Origin of the sequence: Moorena producens PAL-8-15-08-1 (assembly GCF_001767235.1) — a bacterium.
GTDB classification, from domain to species: domain Bacteria; phylum Cyanobacteriota; class Cyanobacteriia; order Cyanobacteriales; family Coleofasciculaceae; genus Moorena; species Moorena producens_A.
Genome location: NZ_CP017599.1, coordinates 8,593,085 through 8,608,856, shown reverse-complemented (window position 1 = coordinate 8,608,856; position 15,772 = coordinate 8,593,085). Strand labels below are relative to the sequence as shown.

Genomic DNA, 15,772 nt, shown 5'->3' with positions numbered 1-15,772 from the left:
TATCTTAAGTGACTAGAATCGAGGATGAGTATCTTTCTCGAATAATCACAAACAATGATATACTAATCCAGAGTTATCCTAGACATAACTAATTTTAGTGGTTATGATTAAGGGTTGCGGACTAATTTTAGTCCAAAAGTATTATCTATTAGGGTTGAGGTTGATTGACAAAGGATGTCAACAAGTTTTTGGAATACGATCAAATATAGTCCCGCTTTGCTAGGGGCTTCATTACTGGTGGCTAACAACGCCTATGGTGCTCCCAAGCTTGAGGCATCTTCTACTGAAACCCTTCCGGCTCTACAAGAGCTATCGGTTGCCCAGGCTAAGGGTGAGTCTAAGGGTGAGTCTAACTCGGAAATTTTGAAACAAATCAATCTCTACAACAGCAACAGTACTGATGTAGATTCGATAGACCAGGTCACCAGTGTTTCTCAACTGCGGGATGTATCTCCTGGTGACTGGGCCTATGAAGCTCTGCGCTCTCTGGTAGAACGGTATGGCTGTATTGCTGGTTATCCTAACCGCACATTCCGTGGAAACCGGGCAACTACTCGTTATGAGTTTGCGGCTGGTTTGAATGCTTGCTTGAACCAAATTGAGCGGTTAATTGCAGCTAGCACGGCGGACTTTATTACCAGGGAAGACTTGGAAACCCTGCAACGGCTGATTCAGGAGTTTGAAGCGGAACTGGCTACCCTAGGGGCACGGGTGGATAACTTAGAAGGTCGGGTGGCTTTCCTAGAAGACCATCAGTTCTCAACTACCACCAAACTACAAGGGGAGGTGATCTTTACCTTCGCTGGTGCCTTTGGGGAAGAACAAGCTGATGGTAGTGGGGATGATATTGATGAAAACATTACCTTCAGCAACCGGGTACGTCTTAACTTCCATACCAGTTTCACCGGGAAAGACCGCTTGAGAGTTCGTTTGGAAGCAGGAAACTTTACTCAACTCAGTGATGTGACCGGTACGGACATGGCTCGCTTGGGTCATGATGCGGATGGTGGCAACGATGTTGAAATTCCTGACGTGTTCTACCGTTTCCCCATTGGTACAAAAACCACGGCTTATGTGGGAACATCTGGACTTGCTATAGATGACCCTTTTGACCCCACCAACCCCTTCCTGGAAAGCAGTGGCATTGGTGCCTTATCCCGGTTTAATCGCCGCAACCCCGTAACCCTTCGCGGACCAGAGGGGGCTGGTGCCGGTTTAACCTATGAATTTAGTGATGCCTTGAATCTATCACTACTTTATCTAGCTGATGATGGCGATGCGCCTAGTCCTGCCCAAGGAGATGGATTGTTCAATGGTGCCTATAGCGCTGGCGCTCAACTGGGTATTTCCCCCATTGATAACTTGGAGATATCTTTGACCTACGTCCGTAGCTACCAGCCAGGAGAGGATGTCAACCTTTCCGGTAGCACTGGTAGTGACTTGGCCAAGCAACCCTTTGGGGAGACGGCTACCTCTGCTAATCGCTTTGGAGCACAAGCTAGTCTTCGCCTGAGCTCACAAATTCACCTAGGCGGTTGGTTTGGTTATGTTGATGCGATCGCAGAAGATGATAATGGTGCGGTGGAAGAAGGTGACAATGCTGACATCTTCACTTGGTCAGCCAACCTGTCTTTCGTGGATTTTGGCAAAGAAGGAGCTGTGCTGAGTGTTGCGGGAGGTGTGCCACCTAAGGCTACCGACATTGATGGTGCTGATGAAGATGATGATACTTCTTACCTGATTGAAGCACAGTACAAATTCCCGATTAGCAAGAACATCACGATTACTCCAGGAGCCTACGTGATTTTTAATCCTAATCACGATGATGACAATGATACGATTTGGGTTGGAGCAATTCGTACCACCTTTAGATTCTAGGTAATAGCCATCTTGCTTTAGTAAAAATAACCTTGACTTCTTTTGGAGGTCGGGGTTTTTCTGCTTTAGTATCAAAATGCTAATATTTACCCAAGACTGAGGTAATAGGTGCTCTCTATGAATGTTATTAAAATAGGGTCATTTCTATCACTGGGCATTATATTCGCACTAACTGGTAATCGGGTTAACGCCCTGCCTGGTCAGAGGACTGATCAGGTTGCTGCATGGATTAACGGTCACCCCACGCTACGGCCTGGTATTGGAGATGGCTTAGTAGTTCGCAAAAGTGATACAGCTGGGGAACGATTTACCTTTCAAGCTACGGTGTTGCCTCCTGGTAGCATCTCTTATCCAAAAGACCGGAGTACAATTCGCAGTGAACGCATTGCTATCCATGACCAAGTTAATGGGGTAACCCTCGAACGCCTGGAGGAATCCCTACGCACTGTCTATGGCCCACAGATTTATCGAGATTACAATAGCGCCCAGTTTGTATACACCTATCCCTCTCGAGAAATCTTAGAGTTATCACGACGAAAAAACCTACCACTGTGGTCAGCTGAACAGGGCAAACTTTTGTTAGGAGAAAAATACGGCTATTGGATAGAAATAACTCAAAATGATAGCGGTAAGGCTTTCATTGGCCAACTTACGGTTTTCCTGAAAGAGGATTTAGGCAAACTAGAAACAGAATTACGGGCACGGTAGGTGAGTCTTAAGAAGAAGGGAGTAGGGAGTAGGGAGTAGGGAGTAGGGAATCGGGAATCGGGAATCGGGAAAAAATCCGGCATTGCTGAATCTTCTGATGAATATGAGTGGAATGGGCATCCGTCCGCCCGGGAATGAAACTGGCATGATGCCCGTTCCACGCCTGATGGCCGTTAATGCGATCGCACTGACTGATTTGCGATCGCATTCACCGATTAGTGTCTGAGTTTGGCAGCGCTGCATCGCTTTCATGAAGCACATGACCCTTATAACATGGTCCAAGGTCTGCCCAAAACAGCATATATCTTTTAGGTGCGCGCCCGTTCGCGCCCCGCGTCGGCAAAGCCCTCAAGGTGCGACCCAAGGGCGATTTACTCGCTCTTGGGTCGCACCTTGAGCGAATTTAATTCTTAATGGTAAGAGCGCACCTTTTGTAGCTTATGGGCTAAAATTATTACCCAGTATGAATTTAAGCTTGCATGTCGCCCCCCTCAGGAACCCTTTACATTTAAAGCTTTTCAGGCTATTTCTTCACCCCTTCAGGTAGGTGTGAGGTGTTTCTGTAAAAGGCTTTATTTTTAACTAGAACTTTCTGAAGTTGGATTAAATAATTCCCACAATCCAACAAACCCGACAAAAAAAGTATAAATGCCATAGGTTATAGGATTTTTATCACAACTGTTAGCTTTTAAAGCAGCGATTACACCTTCAATAAAATGGGATATTAAAATGATACTTCCTATCCACAATGCAGCATAGAGGTTACTTGGTATAGAGCCATCGTTTAGCCGTAAATAAGTATACCAAATTTCTAGACATAAAGCGCAAGTAATTAAACTAGTAGATGTTATTTTAATTAGATAAAATAATTGCTTTTTCATGCTCAGATTATCCTGAAGTTAAAACCATAATGTAAACTCTTTTACCTATGTTACTATGATAGAGCGGTTTTAAATTGGGTAAAATGCACCCTCTGGTCCTCATGAGGTAAAGTAAATTTTATTACCCCTATTCCCTACTCCCTATTCCCTACTCCCTATTCCCTACTCCCTATTCCCTACTCCCTATTCCCTAGATCAACCTCGTAACCCGGTAAAACCATGAGATTCATCAGCCCGAAAACTGACTTTGCTTTCAAAAAAATCTTTGGCTCAGATCAGAGTAAGGATATTCTGATTTCTTTCCTAAATGCCATGATCTACTACGGTAACTCGGTCATCCAGGATTTAGAAATTATTGATCCCTATAGTGCTGGCGATGTAGTGGATTTAAAAGACACTTATCTCGATGTTAAGGCAGTATTAGAAGATGGAACGACTATCATCATTGAGATGCAACTCTGGAATGTAGAGGCTTTCGAGAAGCGAGTGGTTTATAACTTGTGCAAAACCTATGGGAATCAACTGAAATCGGGACAGGGATATTTCGATCTCAATCCGGTCATTGCTTTAACCATCACGGATTTTAAGTTATTCCCCTCAACAGAGAAAGTAATTAGCTGTTTTTACTTTCAAGAAGAAGAAGACCATTTGCCTTATCAGGAAAATGAATTGAAACTGGTGTTTGTGGAACTTCCTAAATTTACTAAGCAACTGGAAGACTTGGAAAGTGTTATAGATAAGTGGATCTATTTTATCAAAGAAGCGCCCAACTTAGAAATTATTCCTGACAAGCTCAGGGAAATCCCACAGCTAGAAAAAGCCTTAACTATAGCAAATCAAGCGGGGTTGAGTGTCTCAGAAGTGGAAAAACTCCGCAAACAGGAGATGGCCTTGGAGGACGCGCGAGGTGCATTGAGTTTCGCGAAAAGAGAAGGACGAGAAGAAGGGGAAAGAAATTTACTATTGCGACTGCTTGAGAGCCGTTTTGGTAAACTCACAACTAATGCCTTGGCATTAATCGAAGCCTTGACCAAGCAAGACCTAGACCGTTTATCAGAAGCCATGTGGGATTTTCAGACCAGTGATGACTTACTCAACTGGCTGCAAGAGCACTCAAACTAAAAGTAGCGTTGCTTAATAATAGAATTATTTGAAGAGTAGGTGCGCGCCTCCAAGGGCGCGAGCAATCCCTCGCGCCCTTGGGTCGCACCTGTGGAATGGGGATGGGATCTTGGTGGAACAGGCATCTTGCCTGTTACAGTTTTGCGGCAGGCAGGATGCCCACCCCACTCATATTCATTCAAAGATTCAGCAACACCAAAAAATTAGTACTAAGAACGACGTGGCACTAAGTTCAGCAAAACATCAGCAATAGCCTGGGAAATTGGTAAGCCAGGGCAAAGCTCAAGCCAGAAGAATTCTCCCACTGGATTGACCTCAAGAAATACATGGCGACCATCGGGAGTTAAAATAATATCAATCGCGCCATAGTTCAAGCCAAAGTAATCCATTAGCTTCAGCAACTTTTCTTCCAGATCTTGGGGCAACTGATAGGGCTGCCAAGCGTTTAGGGAATCAACGCCCCGTCGCCGCCAGTCATAACGAGCACCTGGAAAGTGTTGAGAGTCTATCGAAGCAGTAAACACTTGCTTTCCGACAATTGTGGTTCGTAACTCTAGTGCCTTAGGCAGATGTTCCTGAAAGGTCATTGGACAGAACCTTAATCCATCCAAGTTGTCCAAATCCTCCGGTTTGACCGGATTGGTAAACACTACCTGCTCCTCCCCCTGCTGATCATAGATGGCAAAGGATGAAAGCATTTTGGTAATTATACCTGACTCACATTCTTTGGCAAATTCCACCACTGCTGCAGGATTATTGGTGGTGAGGTTAAGGGGAGTATCTATCCCGAGTTCCCGTGCTACTTTTAGCTGTAACTGCTTATTCTTGGCTTGCTCAACCACAGGAACCCGATCCAAGTGGAAGCCATCGATACTGGCAATCATACCTTGGATAGTTACACGAGATTCTTGTACAGAGGCTTGCCGCATTTGGGGATCCATGGTGCTGGGAATTCTTGCCCCCATGGCAATGCGCCGATACCAAACTGCTGAGACCTCCTGCAAATCTAGCTTTTCTTCCTCAGACTTTAGGATTAGCCTTTCTGTATTCTTACCGTCTTTATTCTTACCGTAGTAGACATCTAGTTGGACTTCCGTGGGAAATCGGTCAGTGTCAAATCGAAAGGCTTTCCCCCCTTTTTCTTCAATGGCTTTTACCACTAGGGGAATGCTTTCGTTGTCTTGGCTATGGGTAATAATTAAAACTGTCATTGTTAATAATAAAGGGAATAGGGAATAGGGAATAGGGAATAGGGAATAGGGAATAGGGAGTAGGGAGTCGGGAATAGGGAGTCGGGAGTCGGGAGTCGGGAGTCGGGAGTCGGGAGTCGGGAGTCGGGGTAATAAAATTGTTAAGTATCGCTCCAAAAGTAAAAATAACAAATTTACAAAGTATTACTAATCCCCTACACTCACAAAAAAAATCAATTAGATATTGCACCAGTAAAAATCTAATTTTTTAGATATTAAAATCGGTAATTTTAAACATCAATAAATCATAATTTATAGTAATTTTTTTTATTTTTATAGCGTTGATTTAACTTATGATGTACAGTATTTTTTGACTATATATCCTTAATAAGGGGAGATATTATTGCCTTAAAAACATCTTTATTATTGCCTCTTGCCTCTTGCCTCTTGCCTCTTGCCTCTTGCCTTCCCCTCCTGGGAGGGGTTAGGGGTGGGTTCCTCTTGCCTCTTGCCTTCCCCTCCTGGGAGGGGTTAGGGGTGGGTTCCTCTTGCCTCTTGCCTTCCCCTCCTGGGAGGGGTTAGGGGTGGGTTCCTCTTGCCTCTTGCCTCTTGCCTCTTGCCTTTTGCCTTTTGCCTTAATTGAGAACCTCAGACAATAAGGCATCTGCGATCGCATCAGAAATGGGGTAACCCAAATCTCGCTCTAGCATGCCCCATTCGCCAGTGGGGTTAACTTCTAGGAAGACATACTCACCGTCTGGGGTGACAATCATATCAATAGCGCCATAGGTTAGTCCTAACCTTGCCATCAAAGCATTCAGGCCATGGGCAACCTCACTGGGCAATTGATCAGGTTCCCAAGGACAGTCTTCTGGTTTAGCAGAGCGCCAATCCATCGTTGTTGCAGAATATCGAGAAGCATCGAGAGCTCCTACATATAAATTTCCCGCCACGAATGTTATTCGCAACTCCCGCTGTTTAGGAATCTCCTCTTGGAAGACCATGGGGCTATAGCGCAACATTTCTGCTTCTTGGAGGTCTTCTTCTTTGACAACGCTGGTATATAGGAAAAAAGAAGAAGCTTCCATACCGTAAGAAAGAGGAGTAAGCAACTTAGCCACCATCTTTCCTCCTACTTCTGCGAAGAAACCCCGCATCCGATCTGGATTATTCGTGACCAGAGTGCGGGGAACGAGCAGACCAACTTCATTAGCAATTCTGAGTTGACGTGGTTTGTTTTCTGCTTCTCGGATTCGTTCTAACTTATCTACCCAACGAGCATGGTTGAGATTATGTGACAGCTCCCACACTGACTCTTTGAGTTCAGTGTGGGCTTCCCAGCCAATCCAGCTATTGCTTAGGAGACGCTGGGCTTTAAGAACGGACTGCCCTGCCGCTCTGTTTTTTTGGTCTTTTGTTTAATAATGTTTGATTAACTTTCCAGCATTTTCGGCTTTGAAAGTCATTATGCGCGAGTATAACACATCGATTGGTCTTTTGTAAAAGACTCTGTGCAAAATTCATCCCACACTCATGCTGCGCATTGAGATGTGGGGCTTCTTTTGCCGGAAGCTAAGAAACCATCAATGGTTGCTAATGATTCCGTGACAGCTCCCACACTGACTCTTTGAGTTCAGTGTGGGCTTCCCAGCCAATCCAGCTATTGCTTAGGAGACGCTGGGCTTTAAGAACGGACTGCCCTGCCGCTCTGTTTTTTTGGTCTTTTGTTTAATAATGTTTGATTAACTTTCCAGCATTTTCGGCTTTGAAAGTCATTATGCGCGAGTATAACACATCGATTGGTCTTTTGTAAAAGACTCTGTGCAAAATTCATCCCACACTCATGCTGCGCATTGAGATGTGGGGCTTCTTTTGCCGGAAGCTAAATCTGGGCTGACTTGTGGATGCCAGAGTCGGCGCATCCATACCCCCTGCACGTCTTCGGTTTTAATGGAGTTTCCATTATAGTCTAACTGGTAACTAAGTCCTTCGCTAGTGATCCCGGCTGCTAGTTGCACCTTACTGGGAAATTGATCGGTATCAAAGCGAAAGGGTTTAGCGCCTCGTTTTGATAGGGCGTCGGCGACTTTATCAATAGTGAAATAATCACCACTGTGAGTGATCAAAACAATTATATCACGAGATCGGTTCATATACCTAAATGATAACGAATAAATAACGGTTAAATAGATAACACTCAGCACAAAGCTAATCGCTGAGGGCTGATCGCGGGTTTTAAAAGCTCAGTTGACCCAAAGGGAGAAATAGTATCGGTAATTATTTCAACTACCCCTGCCTGATCGAGTACTCTCATCGAGTACACCTGATGTTGGCAAAGGGATTGTGTCTACAGTCCACCTCCAATCTAAGTTCCGAGATAGGCTAGCCTTTGGCAATCCCCTCAGTCTAGAGTTTTGGTTTCATCCTGGGACACATCAGGGACGGTTGAAAGTCGCCCCGTCCTCTCAAAGTCTTGCCTCAAGAGGAGCGTTCTCAGTGCTATATTCTTGGCTGCGACTAAATCAGCATGTAGTTTGTATCCACAAGCCATGCAATCAAAATCTAAGCCCTGATTAGGTCGATTGGCTTTACTGGTGTGACCACAACGGGGACATGACTGGGAAGTAAAATCAGCATCAACTCTAATCGCTAAAGCGCCACCCAAAACGGCTTTATAGTCAATGAAGTAATGTAACTTAGTAAACTCCCAAATCCTTTTATTTCTATGGGGTTTACACAGTTTTACAGATGGTTCATGGCCTAGTTGTATTAGCTTAATTTGATCAGGATTATGGGTAATATTTTCTAGACCAATCAATGAGCCAAAAATCACGACACGTTTGGCAATACAGTGATTAATATCAGCGTTAAACCGTCTCTCTCGTTTTGACAAGACTATCAACCGTCTGGTAGCCGAACGAGTGCCTTTTCGCTGTAGAGTTTGTTTCGTTTTATAGTAACGATTAGCTCTATGAATCACTGACTTGCCAGAAAAGAAACCAGCTGTGTTATTCGTATCAAAGGTTACGGCTAGATAGCGCTGACCTACATCCACACCAACAACACGTTTGATCGCTTCAGGTTTAATATCGGGTAGCTCCAACTCCAAGCTTACTAGTAAATAGTAAGTCTTGGTTGTTTCAGCAAAGCAAATTATTGCTGTACCTATTTTGGCAACACCTGAATGAATCAAGTCTAAGTGTTTTTGATATCCGGAGTAGTCAACTTTTATGCGACCTTCTAAGGTAACTAGGCTAGCTTTACCTTTAACAAAGGAGTAGTCACGCTTGTAACTAAACGTACAAGTCCGAGCTATGAATTTAGGAGGGGTATCTAACCCTTTGTAACGCTTGTTGGTAATGCCAGATTTTAAGTGAGTAGCATTACGCTCTACTTTCATCCAGAGATTTTTATAGATTGCAGCTACCTGTCGAGGTACGTTACATGCCATTTGGGCTGGTAACCTAAAGCGTTCTCGAATGTCGTAGTAAACCTGCTTTTGTAACTTAGCCGCATAGGAAAGTTTGCCGTTGTCAAACGCCAATTTCGATGTATAGTTCAAGGCATCACGATAGGCTAAAGTAACTGCACGAAGCTTTTCCTTTTGCTCCAGTGTGCAGTTCAACTTCAGCTTTGCTGTAATTACCTGCTGCATCGAATTCTTGACCTTTGTTAATTGTGTTATAGCAGTTATAAATAACGCTATAGTCAACCAGACACGATATTACTTCTGGTGAACATCTTCGTCATCAGAGGGGAACTTCAGGGTCACCACAATTGGATCACTGCCACCATCTTCTTGATCCGATGGGAACTTCTCAGTCACCGGACCACCGCCACCCTCTTCGTGATCTGAAGGATACTTCTTAGTCATGACTGGACCACCACCACCCTCTTCGTGATCTGAGGGGTACTTCCGAGTAAAGCATCCGGCACCATCTTCCCAATCAGAGGGGTACTTCTTTGTGAACGCAAATCCGCGACCGCCTCTAACATCATCCATTTCCTCTTCAGATAGCTCTTCGCACCATTGCCCTTCTAGGTAGCGAGCAAAAAAGGGAACTGCTTGGGAATTTTCTTCTGGTTTTTCCATATTAGACATGGCTTTAAACTCCTAGTGGATAAATAAGATGTGGGGAAATAGGAGATAGGATGTGGCTAACTCATGTTCCTAACTATTAATACATGAATAGACACAACTATTTCCCTATAAATCTATTAAAAGCCATGCCTCCCTAGCTGTAACGCCAAATTGGCTAAAATTTTCACAAGTCATTGGTAATTGGTCATTGGAGATTAGTAATCTGAACTCTAAAAAAGTGTTCTACAGATTAATTGTAGTAAAATTGTACAGTAAATCGTAAACTTATACTTCCCAATTTTTTGGAGTTGTAGCAACCGGTTAATTATAGCGTTTCTAGGACTCATGAGGTACACATTATCTAAAAACCAGAAATTTGTACCTCACAAGTCGTAGAATTGCTATAGTTCATAGTACTACCAGAAATCTGGGTGTTACTTCCCCAAAGACCAATGACTAATTACTCATCACTCAACTAAATTTAAACCTAAAATAAATAAATTTTGTTCTGGGTATATTCTTCCCCATCTTCCACATATCCTCCGTCTCACAAATATTACACGGATTGCTATATTTCATCATTATCCGATGGGGCCTTCATAGTCACAATTTTACCACCGCCACTATCTTCGCCATCAGATGGGTACTTCAGGGTTACGAACCACGAATCTTCCCGATCAGATGGGTACTTTCTGGTAACACTGCGAATAGGAAATTGACTACCCCCTTTGACAGCTTCCATTTCTTCCTTAGATAAATCTTCAATAAATTGTCCCTCCAAGTAGCGGGCAAAGAAGGGAACTGCTTGGGAATTTTCTTCTGGATTGTTCATGTCTGACATCGTAAAATTACTCCTAGATAATTGATTGAACTTACTTGCTAGTTAAACTGTAAGCATTCAGCTAAGGCACTACCTGCTGAATGCTGAGTGCTAATAGCTGATTTTTAAGTATCTATATACTTATCGGGCGAAGCAGCAACCATTATGCAGAAAATTTTCAATACAAGTAAGCATATGCGCTACGCGCACGCGTGCGCGTTTAGCGGTCAGCGGTCAGCGGTCAGTGCTCAGTGGTCAGTGCTCAGTGGTCAGCGGTCAGCTTATTTTATTCAAAAGCACCGATTGCGCTACGCGCACGCTGCGCGAACAGTACCGTGGCACAGGCTTCTAGCCTGTGACCTAACCATAAGCTAATAGCTGATAGCTAATAGCTGATAACTGATAGCTGATAACTGATAGCTAATAGCTGATATCTGATAGCTGATATCTGATAGCTGATAGCTGATAGCTGATAGCTGATAGCTGATATCTGATAACTGATAGCTGATAGCTGATAACTGATAGCTGATAGCTGATAACTGATAGCTGATAACTGATATCTGATAACTGATAGCTGATAGCTGAATGCTTACATCTTAGCAAGCTAAATTGATTCTACACTTAAGAATTAAAAAAATAAGAGGACATAAAAATAACAATTATGTCTCATAGCCTTAGGAATCTCTGTGTAGTTCTACTTTGAACCATTGGTATTATTTTTGCTAATCGGTAATGGTACCAAAGTAATCATAATTACCTTACCCATTACCAAAGCGTGACAATAGTGATATTATCTGGATATCAAATCTCCCCCATCTCCCCATCCTCATAAGGGTAGGTTTTTTACTTTGACGTCAGGTGTGGGGTGACCGGGTGTGGGGTGACCGGGTGTGGGGGATAAGAAAGCGATGCAGCGCCTTCATGCGGGGGTTTCCCCCAAGACCGCGCTGCATCGCTTGTCAACAATTCAAAATTATAAGGCTAGTAATTTTGTAAGCAGTCAGCCGTCAGCCGTCAGCCGTCAGCCGTCAGCTTTTAGCTCACGCTACTAGATCGGTGCTTAAAATAAAACTAGAACGAGAGAATTTAAGAATTCCAGATTAATGACAATTGAAAGTCTGGGTAAAAATCCATGACTCGTGGCACAGACTTCGATACTGATAGCTGATAGCTGATAGCTGATAGCTGATAGCTTATGTAATTTTGAATTTTTAATTTGGCATTTTGAATTAAAAAAAATCACCTTTCCCTTAATTAACAGACCATGGATCACTAATCTCAGAATTAACAGACCATGGATCACTAATCTCAGGTATTTCCATAGCTTGTCGTCTGTCTTGCTGCTGTTGAATCCGATCGAGAGTACCAGTGGGAATAGAAGCAATCAGCTGACGAGTATAATCTTGCTGAGGTTCTCGATAAATACTGTCAGCTGAACCAATTTCTTCAATTTTGCCCTGGTTCATTACCATAATGCGATCGCTCATGAATTTGACTACACTCAAGTCATGGGAAATGAAGATATAGGTTAAGCCGAAATCCTCCTGCAATTGTTTCAGCAAATTCAGGACCTGTGCCTGTACGGAAACATCTAGAGCAGAAACGGATTCATCACAAATGATAAACTTAGGATTAAGAGCGAGTGCCCTAGCAATACAGACCCGCTGGCGCTGACCTCCGGAAAATTCGTGAGGATAGCGATTCATCCAGTCAGGATTTAAATCCACTCGCTCCAACAACTCAGCCACGCGATCGCGTTTTTCCTTACTATTACCCCCAACATCATGAATCAATAGGGGTTCCATCACTGCTTCTCCAATCTTTAGTCGTGGGTCGAGGGAACTAAAGGGATTCTGAAACACAATTTGCATTTCACGGCGTAATTGCCGCAAACCCATACCCTTGATTTTGGTAATCTCTTTACCATCAAAGTTTACTTCTCCACCCATTGGTTCAATCAAGCGCAGCAATGTTCGTGCTAAGGTAGATTTGCCACAACCGGATTCTCCCACTAAGCCCAAGGTTTCACTGGGATAAACATCAAAGGATACTCCATTGACTGCCATCAGATAGCGTTTCGTCCCGCCAAATACGCCTCGAATCGGAAAGCCTACCTGTAAGTTACGAACCGAAACTAATGGTAGTTTGGTTGAAGGTTTATTGGTTGAAGGTTTATTGGTTGAAGGGTGTTTGGTTGAAGGGTGTTTGGTTGAAGGGTGTTTGGTTGAAGGTTTATTGGTTGAAGGTTGTTCGCCTTTAGCGTTCCCGTAGGGTAGGTTATCTGGGGAAGTTTGAAGCTGGAACCGGTCAACATTCAACCCTTTTGATTTTTCTCGGATCACCTGTTCTCCACTAGGAGTAGTTACCACCTCCATGAAGTCAGAAACAGTCGGTAGGTATGTTATAGTTTTATCCAGAGTTGGGCGACAGGCTAATAATCCCTTGGTGTAGGGATGGTTTGGTTCAGAGAAAATTTTCCAGACATCACCCCTTTCCACAATTTTGCCTTGGTACATCACCGCTACGCTGTCAGCAATTTCCGCAATCACGCCTAAGTCGTGGGTAATAAAAATCATGGACATCCCTCGGGTATCCCGTAACTCCCTGAGCAAATCCAGAATGGTTGCCTGTACGGTAACATCGAGAGCAGTAGTGGGTTCATCAGCAATCAACACATCAGGGTTACAAGAAATTGCGATCGCAATCATGACCCGCTGCAATTGACCACCAGACAGTTCATGGGGATAGCGCTTTAAAATTTCCCGTTTTTGCTGGTTAATGTGGCGATTAATTAGCCGTTCCCCTGGTATAGCTTGACCAGGGTTCTCCCGACGGAATTCCTCTAGAAAACTCTCCCTCAATTGTTGATCGCTAGGGAGTAGCTTCACCTCTTGAAGACGAGCCATGGCTTGACGCCTTGCTTCTTTTAGGGAAACATCCTGGTGTTGCAGAATTGCTTCTGTCAGTTGAAACCCACAGGTATAAACTGGGTTAAGGGAGGTCATCGGTTCTTGGAAAATCATCGAGATTTGACCACCCCGGTAGGACTGCTTTTGATCAGGACTCAGCCCTAGTAAATCCACCCCTTTTTCCCGAGTTGAGGGTCGGAAATAAATCTCGCCATTGGTAACTTTACCAGGATAGGGGATCAAACCCATGATGGCCAAAGACGTGACTGATTTCCCAGAGCCTGACTCCCCCACAATCCCTAGGGTTTGTCCTCGACGCAGTTGAAAGTCAATGCTGTCAACGGCTGTGACCTGTTTTACATCGGTTTGGAATTGGACTTTCAGATTACGGACGTCAAGAACATTGTCAGTCATGGCATTCAAGAGGATTAAGTTAGCAGAGTTAACTTAAATGATACAAAACTTGACTCTAGGGTTTACTTCCTACTCCCTACTCCCTACTCCCTACTCCCCTGATTAAGCCATGAGGCTGATTGAGCTTTGTTTCTCACCAAATTCCTAGCAAAATAGAGCGGATTCAACAACCCCTTAACTAGAGCCTTGAACCCATAAATCACACGACCTCTTAGACCAGCTTTGATAACGTGATTATTGAATGGAATCACTGGTAACTTCTTGATCAGCTCTTGAGCCAAAGCTTTCTTTTGGCCTGGTCCTCGTAAACGAAACTGAGTACCTTGGGTCGGACCATATACGATGGTAAACCAGAGCCGAGGATGTAAGAAAAAGTATTTCCACAAGGGCGGTTTGCACCCAATTAAATCAGCTAGCTCGTCGATGTATATATGATAATCAAGCAAGCTTCGGATGCGAGTGGCATTATGTTCAAACTGTTGTAAATATTTGGCTTTATCTATAGATGCCACCTGCTCCATTTCCTCAGAAGGGGGAAGAGTTCGTTCCCCAGTGCAAATCAAGGCAAAAAATCTCGCTTGCATTTCCGTAAGAGGAAACTGACTGCCAATGGCTGGACGTGCCCAGCCAATCCAAGCGATTTTGTCCCGATACTGGGGATGAAAGATATGTTTGTAAAGACTACGGGGGTCAGTTTTTCTCAAGTGCTCAGGTAGGAAAGACACATAGTTTTTGTAGCCCGTACAAAATACTACCGCATCGACGTTTTCAAGGGTTTCTCCATCGGCCGCTATCAAGGTTCTGCCACCATCTTTTACCTTCACTATTTCGCCGACCACTTGACAGCCGTGATAGACAATTGCCTTGGGTAAGGAGATATTTTTAGTTGCGTATGTCCCCCAGACCCCTTTTTTAGCCTTAACCTTCTGATTTAGCTCAACTATAGTATCATGAACTGGATCTTTCTTGCTCAACTCTAATCGGAATATAAGTTGGCTCAAAGCATGTCCATAGTCTCTGGGTAGACCGTATACACCGCGATGGCTAGCAGTATCGGCAGCATAGTCACCTCTCTTTCTAGGTATTATCCACCCAGCTGAATTGCGAAGGCTGACCCAGCACTTGTTGGCGACACGAGATATTTCGAGGGCTATGTCTGAAGCTGACTCACCTCCCCCAACTACTAATACGGTTTTGCCCACAAAGTTATCAGGGTTACGATAGTCCTTGGAATGGGAAAACTCCACCTCAGTTAATAAGTTTTTCCACTCTGGATAATTTGAGATACTGTTGTTACCAATTGCCAACGCTACCCGTTTTGAGTGCAACATCTCTCCAGAGGCTAGTTGAATTTCCCACCCTTGATTGTCTTGGGGAGTGAGTGCTACAACTTTGGAATTGAAACGAATTTTATCTAAAACACCAAAATGTTTGGCATAGCTCTTCCAATAGTCAACTGCTTCGTTCTTTGTCCAGAATTTCTGCTGATTGCCATCACCTATCCAGAAGTCAGAAAACATACTAAATGCGCAAGAAGTAGTCAGCACTAAACTATCGTAGGCATGGGCATAAACCCCGCCCAAATCCTCTGCTTGCTCTAAACAGATTACCTCGCCTACTCCTTGCTCTAGTAATTCTTTTGTAGTAACTATACCGGCTGGCCCTGCTCCAATCACGATGCAATCTAACATACTATAGCAATTCTGATACTGCTCAGTACAAAGCTTAGCATTTGAAGCCAAAAGGCAAAAGGCAATAGGCAATATTTA

At 43.8% G+C, this 15,772-nt stretch carries 14 protein-coding genes; 4 read left to right on the top strand and 10 right to left on the bottom strand.

Annotated elements, in window-relative coordinates; translation table 11 throughout:
• Positions 1 to 174 precede the first annotated feature (174 nt).
• Entirely contained in the window at positions 175 to 1,878 is a 1,704-nt protein-coding gene (locus tag BJP34_RS31560; RefSeq protein ID WP_070395757.1) for an iron uptake porin, read from the top strand.
• A 117-nt stretch (positions 1,879 to 1,995) separates the two neighbouring features.
• The gene (locus BJP34_RS31555; protein ID WP_070395756.1) at positions 1,996 to 2,586 is read left to right on the top strand and encodes a hypothetical protein; all 591 of its coding nucleotides are present in this window, start codon (positions 1,996 to 1,998) and stop codon (positions 2,584 to 2,586) included.
• Here BJP34_RS31555 and BJP34_RS41455 read toward each other — a convergent pair.
• Positions 2,572 to 2,829, bottom strand: a complete 258-nt coding sequence (locus tag BJP34_RS41455; RefSeq protein ID WP_149031279.1) for a hypothetical protein — start codon at positions 2,827 to 2,829, stop codon at positions 2,572 to 2,574. The genes BJP34_RS31555 and BJP34_RS41455 overlap by 15 nt on opposite strands.
• Before the next feature lie 335 nt (positions 2,830 to 3,164).
• Positions 3,165 to 3,467: a hypothetical protein gene (locus BJP34_RS31550; protein WP_070395755.1), complete on the bottom strand. Its 303-nt coding sequence runs from the start codon at positions 3,465 to 3,467 to the stop codon at positions 3,165 to 3,167.
• 219 nt (positions 3,468 to 3,686) lie between these two features.
• Between BJP34_RS31550 and BJP34_RS31545 the strand changes: the two genes are divergently transcribed.
• Entirely contained in the window at positions 3,687 to 4,589 is a 903-nt protein-coding gene (locus tag BJP34_RS31545) for an Rpn family recombination-promoting nuclease/putative transposase (protein WP_070395754.1), read from the top strand.
• 209 nt (positions 4,590 to 4,798) lie between these two features.
• Here the strand turns inward: BJP34_RS31545 and BJP34_RS31540 are convergent, their stop codons facing one another.
• The 6 genes from BJP34_RS31540 to BJP34_RS31515 all read right to left on the bottom strand — a co-directional run bounded on the left by BJP34_RS31540 (position 4,799) and on the right by BJP34_RS31515 (position 10,701).
• Positions 4,799 to 5,956, bottom strand: a complete 1,158-nt coding sequence (locus BJP34_RS31540) for an MvdD family ATP-grasp ribosomal peptide maturase (protein WP_229424121.1) — start codon at positions 5,954 to 5,956, stop codon at positions 4,799 to 4,801.
• Between the two features lie 458 nt (positions 5,957 to 6,414).
• Complete coding sequence (locus tag BJP34_RS31535; RefSeq protein ID WP_229424120.1) at positions 6,415 to 7,089, bottom strand: hypothetical protein; 675 nt, start codon at positions 7,087 to 7,089, stop codon at positions 6,415 to 6,417.
• Between the two features lie 531 nt (positions 7,090 to 7,620).
• Entirely contained in the window at positions 7,621 to 7,932 is a 312-nt protein-coding gene (locus BJP34_RS31530; protein ID WP_070395752.1) for an MvdC/MvdD family ATP grasp protein, read from the bottom strand.
• Between the two features lie 248 nt (positions 7,933 to 8,180).
• Positions 8,181 to 9,434, bottom strand: coding sequence for an RNA-guided endonuclease InsQ/TnpB family protein (locus BJP34_RS31525; RefSeq protein ID WP_229424119.1), 1,254 nt, complete (start codon positions 9,432 to 9,434; stop codon positions 8,181 to 8,183).
• 69 nt (positions 9,435 to 9,503) lie between these two features.
• The gene (locus BJP34_RS31520; protein ID WP_070395751.1) at positions 9,504 to 9,881 is read right to left on the bottom strand and encodes a microviridin/marinostatin family tricyclic proteinase inhibitor; all 378 of its coding nucleotides are present in this window, start codon (positions 9,879 to 9,881) and stop codon (positions 9,504 to 9,506) included.
• 547 nt (positions 9,882 to 10,428) lie between these two features.
• Positions 10,429 to 10,701, bottom strand: coding sequence for a microviridin/marinostatin family tricyclic proteinase inhibitor (locus BJP34_RS31515; protein ID WP_070395750.1), 273 nt, complete (start codon positions 10,699 to 10,701; stop codon positions 10,429 to 10,431).
• 887 nt (positions 10,702 to 11,588) lie between these two features.
• On the opposite strand from BJP34_RS31515, the gene BJP34_RS44910 reads away from it, so the two are divergent.
• Positions 11,589 to 11,732 (top strand): hypothetical protein, encoded by a 144-nt coding sequence (locus BJP34_RS44910; RefSeq protein WP_158517569.1) that lies wholly within the window; start codon positions 11,589 to 11,591, stop codon positions 11,730 to 11,732.
• Positions 11,733 to 11,930: 198 nt separating this feature from the next.
• On the opposite strand, the gene BJP34_RS31505 is transcribed toward BJP34_RS44910, so the two are convergent.
• Positions 11,931 to 14,003, bottom strand: a complete 2,073-nt coding sequence (locus BJP34_RS31505) for an ABC transporter ATP-binding protein (protein WP_070395749.1) — start codon at positions 14,001 to 14,003, stop codon at positions 11,931 to 11,933.
• 83 nt (positions 14,004 to 14,086) lie between these two features.
• A complete protein-coding gene (locus tag BJP34_RS31500; RefSeq protein ID WP_229424118.1) occupies positions 14,087 to 15,766 on the bottom strand; it encodes a flavin-containing monooxygenase in 1,680 nt (559 codons plus the stop codon).
• Between the last annotated feature and the right edge of the window lie 6 nt (positions 15,767 to 15,772).

What these genes read in the sequence shown, in the direction of transcription:
- BJP34_RS31560 (WP_070395757.1), top strand. Translation starts at nt 175, where the DNA reads ATGTCAACAAGTTTTTGGAATACGATCAAATATAGTCCCGCTTTGCTA.
- BJP34_RS31555 (WP_070395756.1), top strand. Translation starts at nt 1,996, where the DNA reads ATGAATGTTATTAAAATAGGGTCATTTCTATCACTGGGCATTATATTC.
- BJP34_RS41455 (WP_149031279.1), bottom strand. Translation starts at nt 2,829, where the DNA reads ATGCAGCGCTGCCAAACTCAGACACTAATCGGTGAATGCGATCGCAAA.
- BJP34_RS31550 (WP_070395755.1), bottom strand. Translation starts at nt 3,467, where the DNA reads ATGAAAAAGCAATTATTTTATCTAATTAAAATAACATCTACTAGTTTA.
- BJP34_RS31545 (WP_070395754.1), top strand. Translation starts at nt 3,687, where the DNA reads ATGAGATTCATCAGCCCGAAAACTGACTTTGCTTTCAAAAAAATCTTT.
- BJP34_RS31530 (WP_070395752.1), bottom strand. Translation starts at nt 7,932, where the DNA reads ATGAACCGATCTCGTGATATAATTGTTTTGATCACTCACAGTGGTGAT.
- BJP34_RS31525 (WP_229424119.1), bottom strand. Translation starts at nt 9,434, where the DNA reads ATGCAGCAGGTAATTACAGCAAAGCTGAAGTTGAACTGCACACTGGAG.
- BJP34_RS31520 (WP_070395751.1), bottom strand. Translation starts at nt 9,881, where the DNA reads ATGTCTAATATGGAAAAACCAGAAGAAAATTCCCAAGCAGTTCCCTTT.
- BJP34_RS31515 (WP_070395750.1), bottom strand. Translation starts at nt 10,701, where the DNA reads ATGTCAGACATGAACAATCCAGAAGAAAATTCCCAAGCAGTTCCCTTC.
- BJP34_RS44910 (WP_158517569.1), top strand. Translation starts at nt 11,589, where the DNA reads ATGCAGCGCCTTCATGCGGGGGTTTCCCCCAAGACCGCGCTGCATCGC.
- BJP34_RS31505 (WP_070395749.1), bottom strand. Translation starts at nt 14,003, where the DNA reads ATGACTGACAATGTTCTTGACGTCCGTAATCTGAAAGTCCAATTCCAA.